Annotated in this window: 11 protein-coding genes; 1 reads left to right on the forward strand and 10 read right to left on the reverse strand. The window is 47.0% G+C overall.

The genetic code is table 11. The features are described from left to right. Position 1 precedes the first annotated feature (1 nt). The 6 genes from ATB78_RS19460 to ATB78_RS19485 all read right to left on the reverse strand — a co-directional run bounded on the left by ATB78_RS19460 (position 2) and on the right by ATB78_RS19485 (position 10,109). Positions 2 to 952 carry a hypothetical protein gene (locus tag ATB78_RS19460; protein ID WP_061009981.1) on the reverse strand — a complete coding sequence of 317 codons (951 nt, stop codon included), beginning with the start codon at positions 950 to 952 and terminating at the stop codon, positions 2 to 4. Further along, positions 945 to 4,892: an enterobactin synthase subunit F gene (locus tag ATB78_RS19465; protein ID WP_061009983.1), complete on the reverse strand. Its 3,948-nt coding sequence runs from the start codon at positions 4,890 to 4,892 to the stop codon at positions 945 to 947. Before ATB78_RS19465 ends, ATB78_RS19460 begins: the two co-directional genes overlap by 8 nt. Before the next feature lie 33 nt (positions 4,893 to 4,925). Continuing rightward, positions 4,926 to 5,816 (reverse strand): isochorismatase family protein, encoded by an 891-nt coding sequence (locus tag ATB78_RS19470; protein WP_061009985.1) that lies wholly within the window; start codon positions 5,814 to 5,816, stop codon positions 4,926 to 4,928. A gap of 68 nt (positions 5,817 to 5,884) precedes the next feature. Beyond that, positions 5,885 to 7,504 (reverse strand): (2,3-dihydroxybenzoyl)adenylate synthase, encoded by a 1,620-nt coding sequence (locus tag ATB78_RS19475; protein WP_061009987.1) that lies wholly within the window; start codon positions 7,502 to 7,504, stop codon positions 5,885 to 5,887. Continuing rightward, positions 7,501 to 8,721 carry an isochorismate synthase gene (locus tag ATB78_RS19480; RefSeq protein ID WP_050567625.1) on the reverse strand — a complete coding sequence of 407 codons (1,221 nt, stop codon included), beginning with the start codon at positions 8,719 to 8,721 and terminating at the stop codon, positions 7,501 to 7,503. Before ATB78_RS19480 ends, ATB78_RS19475 begins: the two co-directional genes overlap by 4 nt. A 290-nt stretch (positions 8,722 to 9,011) precedes the next feature. Continuing rightward, entirely contained in the window at positions 9,012 to 10,109 is a 1,098-nt protein-coding gene (locus tag ATB78_RS19485; RefSeq protein WP_061009989.1) for a hypothetical protein, read from the reverse strand. A gap of 101 nt (positions 10,110 to 10,210) precedes the next feature. Between ATB78_RS19485 and ATB78_RS19490 the strand changes: the two genes are divergently transcribed. Next, positions 10,211 to 11,002: a 2,3-dihydro-2,3-dihydroxybenzoate dehydrogenase gene (locus tag ATB78_RS19490; RefSeq protein WP_061009991.1), complete on the forward strand. Its 792-nt coding sequence runs from the start codon at positions 10,211 to 10,213 to the stop codon at positions 11,000 to 11,002. 19 nt (positions 11,003 to 11,021) lie between these two features. Here the strand turns inward: ATB78_RS19490 and ATB78_RS19495 are convergent, their stop codons facing one another. The 4 genes from ATB78_RS19495 to ATB78_RS19510 form a co-directional block, all read right to left on the reverse strand. After that, complete coding sequence (locus ATB78_RS19495) at positions 11,022 to 11,744, reverse strand: transglycosylase SLT domain-containing protein (RefSeq protein WP_061009993.1); 723 nt, start codon at positions 11,742 to 11,744, stop codon at positions 11,022 to 11,024. Between the two features lie 131 nt (positions 11,745 to 11,875). Next, entirely contained in the window at positions 11,876 to 12,292 is a 417-nt protein-coding gene (locus ATB78_RS19500) for a DUF5991 domain-containing protein (RefSeq protein ID WP_240537418.1), read from the reverse strand. Between the two features lie 93 nt (positions 12,293 to 12,385). Beyond that, a complete protein-coding gene (locus tag ATB78_RS19505; protein ID WP_061009994.1) occupies positions 12,386 to 14,077 on the reverse strand; it encodes a class I SAM-dependent methyltransferase in 1,692 nt (563 codons plus the stop codon). Positions 14,078 to 14,803: 726 nt separating this feature from the next. Then, positions 14,804 to 15,970 (reverse strand): hypothetical protein, encoded by a 1,167-nt coding sequence (locus ATB78_RS19510; protein WP_061009996.1) that lies wholly within the window; start codon positions 15,968 to 15,970, stop codon positions 14,804 to 14,806. Between the last annotated feature and the right edge of the window lie 9 nt (positions 15,971 to 15,979).

Below are 15,979 nucleotides of genomic sequence, written 5' to 3' on the forward strand. Positions count from 1 at the left end.
TTTATGTTTTTTGTTCGATGACCTTTTTGATCACCATCTGCTGCCGCTCGTTGACCAGCGACAATCGCTGTTCCAAACGTGATTTCCACATTTGCGGCACACTCACACCTTGTGCATCGAGCTGACGGCTTTGTGGCCCTAGATACCAATAAGCATCCACCAGTTTATCCAGTGAGATAAACGCGTAAGGATTGACTGGTGGCTTCTTAGGAATCAAATCAAGGAACGATTTTTTACTCAGTTGCGGTTGAGTGGTGGCATAGACTCCATGCTCCGTCTCATCGAGGTCAGTCGGTAAAATGTGGGGCCACACGGACACGTAGCGATCAGCGAACTTCTGTTTCGCCAGATCGCCAAATGTCTTGTGTTTGGACATAAAACCTAACGTAGGAGAACGCTTTAGGATGTGTCTCGCACCAACTAAAACGACGACTCCCTGCTCGTTCTTAGCAAACTGCTTTTCGACCCCTTCGACTAGCGCTTGATCACGCTGTGCATTGAGCTTGACCAACTCTCCGGCATGGGTAATGTCTTGCCAGTGGAAAGAAGGCTCCGTCAGCACGACTTTGATCGGGACTTTACGTTGTACGTTCGCCGCTCTTAACCGTTTGAAGAAATCACCGTAACAAGGATGCATCCAAGCAGGAAACGCAACAGAATCCAGCCAGACAGCGGCCAACTCAGCGTCGGTCACCGCTTCCCCCATCAAATAATTGTTGAGTAATGCCTGATGCTTCGCATTGCCAAACTCGATGAATAAGTGAGAGAAGACTCCGTCCAACTCTGGATTGAGCAGAGTGTTGGTCATTTGTTCGAACAGCTCGGCATACCAATGCGCCTCACCAATCGCCACTACACAACCAGAGGCCAGCTTGGTTTTAAGGAAAGTCAGAGGGGAAATCATCCCCTCCAACTGAGTTTTCGATTTAGCTTGAGTGGATGAATCAAACATCGAATCTCTCTCTTAACTCTTCAACCATGTGAGTACCAATCAGTCGGAGCATATCCGGGCGCATCATGTCGCGGTGAATACAGGCCACATCCACTACTTTGAGATCGCCATCCATGTATTTGAACCAACCATTGCGGTCAAGGAAGGCCTCTTCCGGCGGCTTCTCTGCATTGAAGAACAACACGTCACCTTGGTATTGGTAATCCACCGCATCACGTACACGCTGGTTGTTGTTGATCACCACCTCAATCATGGCCGTGATGGTTTCGGTACTCAGGTGCGCCATGGACGACCCTGCATCTTGCAAGATATCGATCACCTCAGGCTTGGTGATGCTTGAATGCGCCGCTTCAACAAACTCAACACCGGCCATACGGATCAGTGCTCCGAGCGCTTGCTCTTCTCCCGGTGGATGGATGGTTTGCCACTGCTCAGCAGGGTAAGAGTCCAGCAGCGTTACTAGCCCTACTTCTTGGCCTTGCTCTTGTAAGATGCCCGCCATCAAGTGAACAATCATGCCGCCAATCGACCAACCTAGAAGATGGTAAGGACCAAAGGGTTGCTCTTCACGAATGGCAGCCACGTAGTCTTCTGCCATTTCTTTCATACTCTTCGGCAGTGGTGCAGAAGGGTCGCCAAGATTACGAGCCTGTACGCCATAAAGCGGAACATTGGATGGGATGATTGGCGTCAGCGCCGCATAACACCAACTTAGACCACCAGCAGGGTGAACACAGAAAATCGCCGCTTTACCTTCACGCTTGCGCAGCGGTAACAGAATGCTCAGCGCATCATCACTCTCACTGCCGTTTAACTTGGCAGCAATGCCAGAAACGGTTGGCGACTCAAATACAGCGGCCAGTGACAGTTCAACACCCATGATCTCTTTCACATGCGCAATCAACTGAGCAGCTAACAATGAATGGCCACCGAGTTCAAAGAAGTTATCTTCTACACCAACAGCAGGCAGATCCAACAACTGACAGAACAGCTTACATAAGCGCTCTTCTACTAAGTTGCTTGGCCCTTTAGTACCAACTTGACCAGATAAGTCAGGCTTAGGTAGCGCATTACGATCCAGCTTGCCGTTCGGCGTTAGCGGGAAGGTTTCAAGCTCAACAAAGTAACTCGGCACCATGTACTCTGGCAGCGGTTCCGCAAGGTATTTTTGTAGAGCGTTACTATCGATGCCCTGCTCTGTATCCTCTGCGGTAACGTAAGCGACCAGACGCTTGTCGCCGTCATTGTATTCTTGAGCCAGCACGGCCACTTGGGCAACACTTGGATGATTAGCTAAGGCGTTCTCGATCTCTTCCAACTCAATACGGAAGCCTCGGATCTTGACCTGAAAATCACTTCGACCGCAGTATTCAATCGCCCCATCTTCGCGCCAACGAGCCAAATCACCCGATAGATACATACGACTGCCTTGCGGACCAAATGGATTGTCGATAAAGCGCTCTGCCGTTAGCGCTTCTTGCCCGTGGTAGCCTTGTGCTAACTGTCGACCCGCAATGTATAGGTGTCCTACCACACCCGGTGGTACTGGGTTAAGCGCATCATCAAGAATATAGATTTGTGTGTTCCACACCGGACGACCAATAGGTATCGAGTTACCTTCTGTGTTGGCTTCACTCGGCCAGTAAGTTACATCCACGGCCGCTTCTGTTGGGCCATACAGGTTATGTAGAGGAGCATTGAATTCTTGGTAATAGTGATTCACTAACTCGATAGGCAGTGCTTCACCACTACAGAATACTTGGCGCAAACTTTGGCACAAATTGGCGTCTGCTTGCTGAACAAAGATTTGCAGCATAGACGGAACAAAGTGCAGCGTAGTGATCTTCTCGCGTTGGATAAGATCTTGTAGATAAATCGGATCTTTATGCCCATCTGGTTTGGCGACCACTAAACAAGAACCAACGATCATCGGCCAAAAGAACTCCCACACCGACACATCAAAGCCTGCTGGCGTTTTCTGCAAAACGCGGTCTTTTCCATCAATTGGGTATTGGTCATGCATCCACAGCAGTCGGTTGACGATAGCATCGTGAGTAACGACAACCCCTTTTGGTTTACCAGTGGAGCCAGAGGTGTAAATCATATAAGCCGGAGAGTGAGGCTCTGGCTGAACTTGGGGAGGTAACGGCTCCACCACTTTGTAGATTGTAGGCAGCGTTTCGTCATCAACGATCTTCACTTCAACGTCTTCTGGCAACTTGTCTTGCAGTGCCGTGGTAGAAAAGACGAACTTAGGTGAAGAAGACGCCAACATGTAGTGAATACGGCCTTCTGGATAATCTGGATCGACTGGCACATAAACCGCGCCTGCGGCCAAAATGGCCTGTTGCACGACGATCAGCTCTTCGCTTCTTGGTACACACACTGCAATACGGTCACCCAATTCAACGCCTTGAGCTGTCAGCCAGTTAGTCAATGAGTAGACTTTCTTTGCTAACTGCTCATAACTCAGCGTTTGACCTTCAAAAATCAACGCAGGTGAATGAGGGGTAAGAATTCGCTGTCTCGCCATCAGTGCCGCTAGCGTCGTTTCAGGGACGTCGTGCGCAGTATCATTCCAAGTTTCGATGACTTTTTCTTTTTCCCCAGAGAGAAGAATATTCACGTCACTGATTTGGCATAACGATGGGTCTTGAGCTTGCGCGCTTGCAAAGAAGTCGCTCATAAAGTGGAACAAGCGCTGTTGATGCTCGTGAATGTCTTTCTCGGAATACAGCTCCGGGTTAGCATCCATATCGATATGAAGCTGGCCGCCGAGTTCATAACAGTAGAACGAAATGTCATCTACCGGACCTGCTGACAAGTTGTGCGCCTTTGACGTTAGCTCACCAAATTTATGCTCATACTCAAACGGCATAATGTTGACCAGCGGACCGAAAAGGTTACGGTTGTCTTTTACCAAGTTGAGCTCTCGGTGCAGCTCTTCATAACGGTAGCTCTGATGACGACGTACTGAGGAAAACTCTTGGTTAACCTGTTTCACCAACGTCTTGATATCCAACCCTTGTTCAAAGCTCACGCGTACAGGCAAAATGTTTACGCGCATTGCTGGGGTTTGAATCGCTACAGAACCTAAACGCCCCATCAACGGCACACCAAGTACCACTTCATTAGAACGAGTCATACGGTGAACATAAGCGGCAATGGATGCGATAAGCACGCTGTACCAGTGGGTGCGACACTGTTTTGCCAGTGATTCCATGCGTTGGAAATCACTCACTTCCATCGCACCTTTTAAGCGCAAGAAATGATCAGACGTGACGGTTGGTTTGCCTGCCAAATTCACCGTATCTGAGTGATCGGCGTAACGTTGTAGATAGAACGCGCGGTCTTTTTGGTATTTTTCCGACGCTTTGTAGTCGTCGTCTTCTTTCAGTAAGGCTTGTTGGTCGACAAATTCGATCTTGTCGAAGTGCTCGCCCTTAGCCAATTGGCCGTAGATATGTGCCACACGTCCTGCGACTAGCGACATGCTGTAGCCATCAATAGCGATGTGATGGAGCGATAAGAACCACACAAACTGGTCTTCTGAAAGTTTGAGTAAGGCCATGATGAACAACGGGCCTTGCTCTAAATCAACCGGTTGTTTTAGCTCTGCTTTCATCCACTCGACTGCTGCATCTAACGGTGCATCGTGGTCAGAGAAATCGACTCGTTCTACTTGCCAGTTTTGTCTATCAATCACCATGCGAGGGCCTTCGGTGGTGGTAACAAACTTAGCGTGTAATGAGTCAACTTCATCAATGGCGGTTTTTACGGCTTCAACAAAGCAAGGTTCGTCTACCTTGCCATCAATCACTAGGTATTCGCCTGTCTTGTAAATTGGGTTTTCTGGGTCACGCAGTTGGGCAAACCAAATCCCTGCTTGGGCATCCGTCAACGGCAGCAATTGCTCCGCTGTATAAGGTAAATCGTACATGTTCATTCCTTTGTCACTCTTCCTCTTGGGCTGTTAAGTCAGCTTCTTCTCGATCAGTTGCCACCAATCTTGCAAACTGGGTTTGGCGGCAAGTTCCATAAAACTCACATCCAGCCCCGCTTGTTGCCAATAGCCCACCAGCGACATCATGCGCACCGAATCCAAACCAAAATCGAGCAAGCTGTCATCAGGCGTCATTTCATCAACCGGAACTTCCAGTAGCGCGGCCAATTGCTGGGTAAGGTGCTGTTGAGATTGAGGAATGCTGTAATCACCAGCGGCGAATTCGTTGGCGCTCTCGACTTGAGAAAGCAATTGCTGCTTATCCAGAACATAACCACATCGGCCTGCGACGTAGTTGAGTGCCATTTCGTGGTCACTTTCAGAGAAATCCGCCACGGCATCAGACACCATGAAGGCTTGGATATCGGTCATGAAAGCTTCTGCAGCGGTTTGCAAGCAGCCAATGTGCGCGTAAATACCAACGATGATCAGTTGATCACGGCCTGTTTCATCCATCATGGCTTTGAGTGGTGTGCGCTGGAATGCACTGTAGCGCCACTTGGTGTAAACAATGTCTTGCTCGGTTGGTGCAAGTGCAGGAAAGATGCGTGTAATGCCGTCATCCGCTTTTAAACCAGGTCCCCAGAAGTCGGTCAACAACGCGCGATCTTCTTGTTTTTGGTCACCGGGCTGCGCGGTGTAAACCACGGGGATACCGGCATCAATACACGTCTGTTTGATGGTTTGAATGTTGCGAGTCAGCGTTTGGATCAGCTCGCTTTCCACATCGTAGAAGTTAAGGAAGTATTGCTGCATGTCATGAATCAACAACACAGCGCGTTGTGGGTCTACAGACCAGTTAACGCGGTTTTCTGGAATCGCTTTGGATAACGGATAACCAGAGATAGATGGAATGGCCATTGGGCTTCTCTCCAAAATATTCAAAAATAGCTCGGCGCGCCAAAACGTTGTTGGCGACGCAGAGTCAGTTAAACAAGTTCTAGAAGTTTGTTTTTATTGATTTTGCCTACTGGCGTTTTAGGCAACACATCAACAAAAATCACCCGATCGGGAATCTTAAAATCAGCAAGTCCGCGGCCTCTTAGAAAGCGTTTGATTTCAATCGGCTTGGGGTTTTGTTGTGTGCAAACCAAGGCTGCACAGCTTCGCTCACCAAGGTAATCATCGGGAATGGCAATCACTGCGGCATCGTGCACCGAATCGTGTGCAAGTAAGTGGTTCTCTACCTCTTCAGCAGCAATCTTTTCTCCGCCACGATTGATCTGGTCTTTGTCGCGCCCAACCACCTGTAAGTTGCCCAGTTCTGTCAGTACAACAATATCGCCAGTGCGGTAGTAACCTTGCTCGTTGAATGAACGTTGATTGTGTTCTGGTGCTTGGTAATAACCTTGAATGGTGTAAGGTCCTCGAACAAACAAGATGCCTTCTGTTCCTTGTGGAACTGGATTGCCCATTTCATCGAGGATTAACAACTCGTCTGCGGAAGACATCGGACGGCCTTGAGTAGAAATGATCTCAGACTCCAGATCATCTAAACGGGTGTAGTTCACTAGCCCTTCAGCCATACCAAACACTTGCTGCAACGTACAACCAAGTTCCGGTTTGACGCGTTTTGCGGCCTCTTCACTAAAGCGCGCCCCGCCCACTTGCAGAACTTCCAGTGAACGAATGTCATGCTGAGTGCGAACCGCTTCATCAAGCCACAATAAAGCTAACGGTGGGACTAAAGCCGCCACAGTGATTTGATGTTTCTCAATCAAAGCAAACGCGGTTTGAGGTGTGGTGTCTGGCGCGAGAACCACTGTGCCACCAGCCATTAAGCAACCTAACGCACCTGGCGAACTAAGCGGGAAGTTATGCGCAGCGGGCAAGACACAAAGATACCGAGTTTGATCAGAGAACTGACAAACCTCGTTACTGGCGCGAACGCTGTAGAGGTAATCGGTGTGAGTGCGAGGGATCAGTTTTGGCGTTCCCGTCGTTCCACCCGATAGTTGGAAGAACGCGAAATCTTCGCCCTGCTTCTCGCTCAACTCAGCATCCGTTAAAAACAACCATTTTAGCTCTTGACCACCGGTAGGCATTAAGCTCGTTTCACCCGCCCAAACGATATGCTTTAAGCTCGGTAGTTCAGCCGCAACTTGCCGGGCAATCTCTGCAGTGTTGACTCCCATTTGAGGAGCGGTAATCAACGCTTTTGCCTCAGTAAAATGACAAAAGTATCGAATCTCCGAGTAACGGTGCGCGGGCAGTGCCAGAATCGGCTGAACACCAATTTTGAGTAACGCGAAGAAACTCAGATAGAATTCGCCGATATTGGGTAAATGCAATACCGCTTTATCACCCGGCTTGAGGTTTAGGTTGGATTGGAACCCTGCTGCAAGCTGATCGACTTGTTCAACTAGAGATTGATACGTCCACTGACGTTCACCTTCGACTAACGCAGTCTGATTTGGAAATTGGTTTGCACTCGCTTGCAACATTTGCGGGATGGTTTGTTCTATCCAAAAGCCAGCTTGACGATATTGCTCTGCTCGCGCTTCTGGCCAAGGCGTAAATCCTGACGCTTTCATGGCTTGGCGGCTCATTGCACCACCTCCATATTTTCGCGGATCTCAATACCTAACGCATTGAGTACAGTGCGCATCTTGTTACCCGTTTCTTCAAGCTCACTTTGCGGCTCAGACCCGGCAACAATGCCTGCTCCGGCATAAACTCGGAGACGTTTTTTCTCTACCTCGGCGCAACGGATAACCACTACCCATTCGCCATTACCGCGAGCATCGACCCAACCGACAAGGCCGGTGAAGTAACCGCGGTCAAAGGGCTCAACATTGCTGATGAAATCGTAAGCTTGGGCAGTAGGATAGCCGCACACGGCGGGGGTTGGGTGCAGTGCACTTGCCAACTTCAGCACACTCGTGTTGGCATCAGACACTGTGCCTTCGATTCGGGTTGATAAGTGCAACATGGCTTTGGTTTCAATCACTGACGGCACCATTGGCACGTACAAGTTATGACACCAAGGCTGTAGTGCTTTTTCGACGGCATCCACCACCACAGCGTGCTCATGAAGATCTTTTGCACTTTCCATCATCAGCTCGCCTTGCTGTTGATTCATTGAAGCATTTTCGCTGCGTCGGCGAGACCCCGCCAAAGGATTAGAACAAACATGTGGCCCCTTACGAGAGACCAGAAGCTCAGGGCTCGATCCCATCAAGTAAGCGTCAGACTGACTTCCACCAATGCGGGTTGAAAATGTGTAACCACCGGGATTTTGCTTCAGTAAAGTTTTCAAAAAGCGCGCGCGGTCAATCTCTTCTTCCGTATCAACTTGCATGGTGCGTGACAACACCACTTTGTCGAGTTCAGCGTCTTCTCGTTGGCATTGCTTTGCTGCCAGTTCGACACTACGTTTGTACTCGCTTGGGTCTGGAATCGGTTGGATGGATGATGGAGGGCAATCGGCAAAGCCATCGACATCAGAGATCTTATCCGGCCTGATCGGTGACGTCGTGATGAGACGTTCTGGGACAATAAAGTGCACTGGATTGTGTTCAGAAAATGGGATCACACCAACGGCAATCGGGTTCTCATTCCCCTCTTCCTTCGCCGATTCAAGTAATTGGCTGATGTGAGTATCTAACTCTGAGAATCTGACTTGTTGGGTAAATTCTGCGGCAATGCCTTGAGTAAGCAACGTCACAGTGGGTGAGCTAAAGAAGAACGAAGCATCATCCGTATGAGCGTTAAGAAACTCTGTGAGCATAGCACCGCTTCCCATTGAGTTACGAAGCATAATCATCTCTCAAACTGTATTAAACATAGCGTTCTAAATGAGATTTCTTCTCATTTGAAAAGTGAGACTACACATACAGATTTAATTTATCAAACACTTTTGATAATAATTATCATTCGCATTATTTATAATTTTATAAATTAACTCCTTAGTATTAATACGGTAAAAGGCAAATAATTACTTATAGTTAGCGTTGATTTCACCGTAAAAATTGGCGGACAAAAAATGGCCACCCCCTTATAGGGTCAGCCATCATTCATTCTTTTCATCAATCTAACAGCACAACAAAGAAGAGTTTAGCTGTTGTCGCTGAAGCCGTACTTTTCGTCACTCTGAGATCGGATTTCGTTGAAACGATCTTGCATCTTGCCACCTATCAAGTCGACGCGTCTTTGCATCTCATTCACCCAATCTCGGTCTGCCATAACGTCACGAGGAAATACCGTTGTGCGTTGGTTGTCTCCAAGGTAAAGAAACGCATCAAATAACTCCCCCACCTGAGCATCCATCTTGTCCATCGCCGCAAGCTTGTATCGTGCTTTTGGTAGAAGATCGATAAATCTTAACTCAGCGATCGGGCTCTGCGCGACTTCAAGCAAAGCCGGAGCCTGCACACTGTGAAAAGTTTCCACGACTTCCGGTTCAGTCATTGGCCAAATTAAATACGTGCTGTCTGGATACGCTTGCTCCAAACGCGTCGCCAGTGGCCAAGCACTGTCCTGCGTTTTAGCAACATAGTCTTTCGGTGCATTCACCAGATGAAAAGCGCCAAAAATCAACAACGCTTTTTCTTTTTTCGCCATCCGCTCCGCCGCAATTTGATAGAAATGATCCGTCTTATTTTTTGCTGCCTGCTTCCACACTTTCTCGTCTTGGACACCTTGCCAATCAAAAGGGGCTTCCGCTAAATGAACCTGAATCTTTTTCCCTTCAGGCAAGTTCGCATTGCGCGTTCTGATCGCCTCAAAAAAGTTTCGATACGCATCCGGCATCCAGGCCATAAAATAAATTGATCCCCTCAGCACCTCCTCCAACTGCGCTTGCGTCACTTCGCCCCCAGCCAAATATTCATCCAGCACCGGCTGGTATTTCGCATTGCCAAACTCAACCACAATATGAGTAACCTGGTCAGAGAACGCCTCAGTCGTCACCAGTTCGGTAGCGTAATTCAGAAACGCATCGTTCCAATGGTAATCGCCGATCCCAACAAAATTGTGTTGCTCGAACGCTTTTAAAATAGCCACATTTGCAGGCTGGGCTTGTTTCACTACTTGCTCAATTTTCTGCTTGGGTAAGTCCACCTCGGCAGAGTGTGGTAAATACTCGCACCCAACCATTCCAACGAGCCCCACAGCCAAAAGCCAAGGTTTGATTTTCCAGCCAAATTTATTCATCAATTTCACGACCTCCTTGTTAATTTCGCGACAACGATAACAAAAATCATTATCATTCATCCAATTTTGATTTGATACTTGTTGCACAAAAGGAGAAAGGAATGAGTGAAAACCGCTCAGAATTCAACGGCAAACTGTGTTTAGTGACAGGCGCAGGACAAGGGATTGGCCTAGCATGTGCCAAAAGCTTATTGGCACAAGGAGCACGAGTGATTGCCTGTGATGTCACTCAATTGGCACTCGATGCCTTCCAGCAGTCGCTACCAGAATGCCAACAATCGAATACGCTGCTTGTCCCTTTTGATTTGGCAGATTCAAATGCAATTCAAACCGCTTGCCACAACCTAGAGCAAGACCAGCTTATCCCAGATTACATCGTCACTTGTGCTGGCACTTTGCATCTCGAATCAGTTTTAAATTTGCCATTGGAAGCACTGAATAAAACCTTGGATGTGAACTTAAAAGGCACCATGCTGCTCACACAACAACTGGCTAAAATTCTGGTCAAACACAGCAAGCGAGGCGCGATTGTGGCCGTCGGTTCCAACGCCGCAGACACACCACGCGTCAAGATGTCCGCTTACTGCACTTCCAAAGCTGGCCTGCACATGTGGATGCAATGTTTGGGGTTAGAACTGGCAGAGCATGGTATTCGCTGCAACATCGTCAGTCCCGGTTCAACCCGAACCCCAATGCAAGAGCAGATGTGGAATGAAGCTTATGGCGAGCGAGAAACAATTCAAGGCAACTTGGCCTCCCATCGCATGGGCATTCCGTTAAATAAGATTGCCGAGACCAAAGACATCACCAACGCGATTGAGTTTTTGCTCAGCGATAAATCAGGTCATATCACCATGCATGATCTGAGAGTGGATGGCGGAGCGACCTTCTGATCCTCCGCCGAACGGAAAGTTAACCGTAAAACTTGGGGTGCCTGCCCTTCTCTAGCTTGCGCCTCACCTTGTAGGACACATCACCTAACGTGATCTTGCCAGCGTTGTTGCGGTCGATCCCCGCGTTCTGACGATACGCGATCGACCCCTGTTTAAACAACACATGCGAATGGGGTTTACCAATGGCAGCCGGATAGAGGATCGCCATGTACACATCCTCAAGAGAGTCCATTCGGCCACGGTACGGAAAGAAGTACGCTTTGACGTAATCGAGCTGCTCAATTGCGCTCATCTTAGCCAGTTTTTTGGTGCTGGTACCCAGCGCCTCGGCCGTTGAAGGCATAAACTGAATCAGCCCTGTCGCGCCACTTCCAGAACCATTTTTGATGCTCGGGCTAAACGTCTCTGCCGTTTCAAACGCCATGCAAGCCATTAGGTGGTTTGGGTCTATATTGAGCTCTTGAGAAATGTCGCTGACTTTGCTTTTAAACTCGGGTGAAACGCGATTACCCCAAGCTAGGGCATCAACAGGAGAGGAGGAAAAACACGAACAAGAAACATCATTTTTATTAGGGAATAAAGATAAAGGCGAGAGAGTGTTTACAACCTTCTGGTTCTTACGCATCAGGCTGTTAGGAAAGGAAAAAACCTTATCTTTTTTGTGCTTAAGCTTTGTTATTTTTAGTAGCTTATACAATCGCTTAGAAACCGTTTTCACGATAAAACCACAGTGGGAAAACATTTGTAAAACTGTAGTCCATTTCTTACTTTTTTAACATCAGTATCAGTTGTGAAGCACAAAAGTGTGAGGTAGATCAGTGAGCTTTATAGAAAACATTTAGGATAAGAATAGGAATGAGAAAAAATCATACTTCATGATTTTTCTTTCCGATCAAAGCAATAAGTAGTTTGTTGCACATCGGAATTCGGTTGAATGGCCTTCCACTCAGTCACAACACTGTCTTCACGCTGAATTAGTCTGAGTAGAGGCTCTCCAACTTGGTAAAGTTGAACACCGTATCGATTGGTAACTCTACCGCTTGAATAAGACGTAAATAAAATATCGATAGTGTGGTCTTGACGACTCGTCGCACACTTTATGTTCTCTTCTGTCTGAAAGCCCAAGATGCCCAAAGTACAGCTTTCATCATCAATAGAAAGTTGATACTCAACCCATGCATTTAGACCAGCGTTGGTCTGACCAAGTCCAACCTCACAGTGATAAACACCATCCCAACTAGCGGTAGAGAGAGCCGCCAGAACCAGCGCATCAACCGTCAAATTCACCATGCTCACCTCCATGCATACAGTTTGCATGGAAGGTTACCGAAGTCTTAATCTCGGGGCATTCCGTCTCCATCAAAACTTAGACGGAGAGCTCAGTTACCACTCAGCAATACAAAGGCGACTTTTCACACCGCGAATCTGCAACCCCATGGCCTCAAATACATGTTCAAAGTCTTGGCAGGAGGCGGGCACATTGGGTAAAGACAGCGATGCTTCTGTAAAGAATGATTGGCTGAGCGTGTCTGATTCTCCCCACGCCAATTCCCACCAATCCAAAATACGTTGTTTCGACGCATTCAACCGATAGACCGCTGGCAGCCGATCGCGCTTGTTGAGGTTTTCAGTTTTGGATGTGGGCAGCAGGTTCCATTTATCGTTGTTCGGCCAATAAGCAAACGGTAAACAGTGGTCAACATGGTATTCGTTACGCAGCTTGCTCCCGCTCCAAACACTGATGATCTCAGAGTGATTCGAACGCAACTGCTCTACCCGCTTGCGTACCGCGCGAGTGTCGTGATCTTTATCAATCCAAACCAAACAGTCGTGGTATGTTTGTAGCGCGATGCCTCGCTCTTGGTTTGAGCTAAACCGCTGCATTTCAAGGATCCATTGGTTGACCACCAGCGGTTCAATCCAAGAGTGATAAAGCCTAAAGCAGTCCCACAAGCTCTCATCCAGAATAAATTGGCCATAGCTTTCAAGGAATGCTCCATCAACAACAATAGTGCCTTTATGCTTTTTCGATGAACGTACCATTTCAAAATATGGATTCGATTTGTCACCTTGGTATGTGTAGGTAACTGGGCCATCTTTGATGGTTTTCAAACTGTCTTTAATCGCTTTATCTAAAGCAGCCGCATCATCACCAACAAACATGGTACCAATCGACAAATCATCAGGACTTAAATGAGATAGCTTGCCCCAACCATCAGGCTTGATGAATCCGAGCCCTTTTGATGCATTGGAATTCTGCTGGATGTTTTCTTTATCGATGAGACGTTTGAACTGACGCATCCAATATAGGCCAACTAAACCAAGGGGGATCGCGACTTTGCCATCAGTACGATCAATAACGGCTCCGGAATGTGCGTCTGCAATTCGCAATAAGGTTCGTAGCAATGCCAGTTTGTAAGTCGCTGACTTAGAATCGTTCACGATAATATGGCGAACCTTGTTGAGATCACCGGAACCATCATCGGGAAGTGACATGACAACTGTCTGCCAATGAACGTCATCACGCTTGAGTTGGTCGTCACTGTCGGAGACATGCCTAACCATAAGCGCACTGTTCTTCGCCAGCTTTTCTAATTCTTGAACGGAGACAGGATAAGCTTTGCGCCCATCAGTGAAGTCACCATGACGAAGGCTTATGACCAATCGACCATTTGGTGCTAGTAGATTAGAGAGCTTACGGAAAGCGCGTTCACGATGAGAAGTAGCAAGATGCATCCAAACCGCACTCACCAAAATAAGATCAAAGCGAAGCCCTAAGTTGGTGGTTTTTTCAAGCGCAGGCAAGGCATCATCAAGCCAAGTAACCGAATCACCCGTCTTAACTTTACCAAGCGCTAATATAGATGCGGCAGGTTCAAGAGCAATCACTTCACAGCCTTGCTCCGACATCCATTTTGCATCTCGTCCAGAACCTGCTCCCACATCCAATACCCGATCACCAGCATGAGGCCAAAAAGCCTGCCAGCTCACGTGAACGTTCTCAAACGTCGTCGAGTTGTATTGCTCCGCTAATGCGCTCGCATTTTGGTTATAGAAATTGGAGGTAGAAGACATAAAGATAAGGCTGCAATTGAACTGAACACATAGTAAGTGCTATTGATTGCAAAGACTAGAAGGTCGTGCAAAAGTTGTAGGAGACGTTGAGTTGGAAATTCTGACGCCCAAACGACAAAACCCCGATAACTCGAGGAGTTATCGGGGTTTCTAAATAAATGGCACGCCCTATAGGATTCGAACTCTTATATTAGGTTAATTTTAAGCTTGCCGAGTGAGTGTGTGAGTAAAAAGTCTAGCCATCCCTGCTCACATATAGCCTTCACTTAAAACAAACTGAATTAAATCCATAGATAACTCTATTGCACCATTGGTGCAATACAGGTTGTTTTCAACGCCACAATGATCATAAATTAGTATGTTGATTCGGAAGCTTAACACCAAGATGCTCCCATTGAAATATTATTCAAAAATGTGAATATCTTTCATGCTACCTATTCACAGTTACATAAGTATAAAGAAGGCCTTGAGAGAGCTGTTGGCAGCAGCCACTGTTAAACGACCCTACCACCATCGCCAATAATTCCCTGCAAAGTATTCACACAACCACGCTCTCAAAAATCGAGTTGTCATAGTGTGTTACCTACTGCGACCAAATCATCATGTGAACTCCATCTTGATTGAGGTGATGAAACGCCTACCGATAACTAGCCAAATTGATGGTGATAAATACCAGTTTCGTTGAACAACTTTGCTATCTTCATCCGCAATAGATGAACAAAAACGTTACTGACTGACAATGCAATAAAAATAGTCCGCCAATCCATTTTTAAACTCACGAGTTGAATTGGCGGCATTTTTATACAGGCGGCCATTTGAGTCTAGCGCCATCACTTCGCAGGCACTCCAATGTGTAGCCTTCTTACTGTAATCAAGACGACCTAAAACTAAGCCTGCATGACTAACATCTTGAACACTTGCACCATCTGAACTTAATCGATATATGACTAAAGCCAGTGCTTGCCATATTTGCGCAGATAAACGAAAACCAGCACGTTCAGCCTTGCCACTTTGCTCTAAGGGAGTAAGCCACGAACTCAAAAATGCCTTTATGTACTCAAGATTGCCTTTAGCAAGACACTCGGAGACTTTCTTGCCTGACTGAGTTGTCACATCATCTGACATCTTACAAATCTCTTGAACATGCGCACCAGCGATCGCCCCCACTAAAAACTTAAACAAGATGTACTCTGTTGTTAGGTAGCTCTCAGACATTTTTACATGTTTGGACTTTTCGGATACTCCTCCAAAATCTTCCAAATTCAAATCATCAGCAAGCCTCAACACATAAGACTTCAGAGGAAAGGCGTTGTTGACCTGCGAGAATTGGCTGAGGTGCAACCCAGAATGTTGCCGATTAAATTTAAAGAATAACTCTTTAACTTGCTCTTCATCGATGCCGATTTCATCATCAAAAATAACAGTCAATACAACACTTTGAACGGCTAACATTTGTCGAAATGCGCTTTTCTTCTTTATTTCTGAAGCACTTAATCTAGACGAAAAGAGAGGAGTTCTGATGCCAAGAGATTTTAAGACAGCAGTCAGAATCAAAACCTCCCCTACAACAAAGCTGGAAGTTCGATCATATGTAACCTTTGCAGTATCACCAGCCAAACGGAGCGCAGGCTTTCCACTTAGCACCACTGTGAGTGAAATTGGCGCACCGATCACCCCTTGAGATAACTCTTTTTCCAAATCAGCCTGAATGTCATTAACCCTTTTAAGATTAGTTTTATTTTTAGCTGCATCGAAAAAGACCTCCAACTGAGGTGGGATTCGATTAACAAAAAAATAATTTTCAAGCTCAATAGCTGGTATGTAAGTTACTAAACTTTTTATTGTTTTATCTGAACTAGCAATCAAGCAGCCCGTTAAATTTAACTCAGACAACTTCAGCCT

Origin of the sequence: Vibrio sp. CUB2, assembly GCF_001557945.1 — a bacterium.
Taxonomy (GTDB): domain Bacteria; phylum Pseudomonadota; class Gammaproteobacteria; order Enterobacterales; family Vibrionaceae; genus Vibrio; species Vibrio owensii.

What these genes read in the sequence shown, in the direction of transcription:
- ATB78_RS19490 (WP_061009991.1), top strand. Translation starts at nt 10,211, where the DNA reads ATGAGTGAAAACCGCTCAGAATTCAACGGCAAACTGTGTTTAGTGACA.
- ATB78_RS19480 (WP_050567625.1), bottom strand. Translation starts at nt 8,721, where the DNA reads ATGATTATGCTTCGTAACTCAATGGGAAGCGGTGCTATGCTCACAGAG.
- ATB78_RS19465 (WP_061009983.1), bottom strand. Translation starts at nt 4,892, where the DNA reads ATGTACGATTTACCTTATACAGCGGAGCAATTGCTGCCGTTGACGGAT.
- ATB78_RS19500 (WP_240537418.1), bottom strand. Translation starts at nt 12,292, where the DNA reads ATGGTGAATTTGACGGTTGATGCGCTGGTTCTGGCGGCTCTCTCTACC.
- ATB78_RS19505 (WP_061009994.1), bottom strand. Translation starts at nt 14,077, where the DNA reads ATGTCTTCTACCTCCAATTTCTATAACCAAAATGCGAGCGCATTAGCG.
- ATB78_RS19460 (WP_061009981.1), bottom strand. Translation starts at nt 952, where the DNA reads ATGTTTGATTCATCCACTCAAGCTAAATCGAAAACTCAGTTGGAGGGG.
- ATB78_RS19485 (WP_061009989.1), bottom strand. Translation starts at nt 10,109, where the DNA reads ATGAATAAATTTGGCTGGAAAATCAAACCTTGGCTTTTGGCTGTGGGG.
- ATB78_RS19475 (WP_061009987.1), bottom strand. Translation starts at nt 7,504, where the DNA reads ATGAGCCGCCAAGCCATGAAAGCGTCAGGATTTACGCCTTGGCCAGAA.
- ATB78_RS19470 (WP_061009985.1), bottom strand. Translation starts at nt 5,816, where the DNA reads ATGGCCATTCCATCTATCTCTGGTTATCCGTTATCCAAAGCGATTCCA.
- ATB78_RS19495 (WP_061009993.1), bottom strand. Translation starts at nt 11,744, where the DNA reads ATGTTTTCCCACTGTGGTTTTATCGTGAAAACGGTTTCTAAGCGATTG.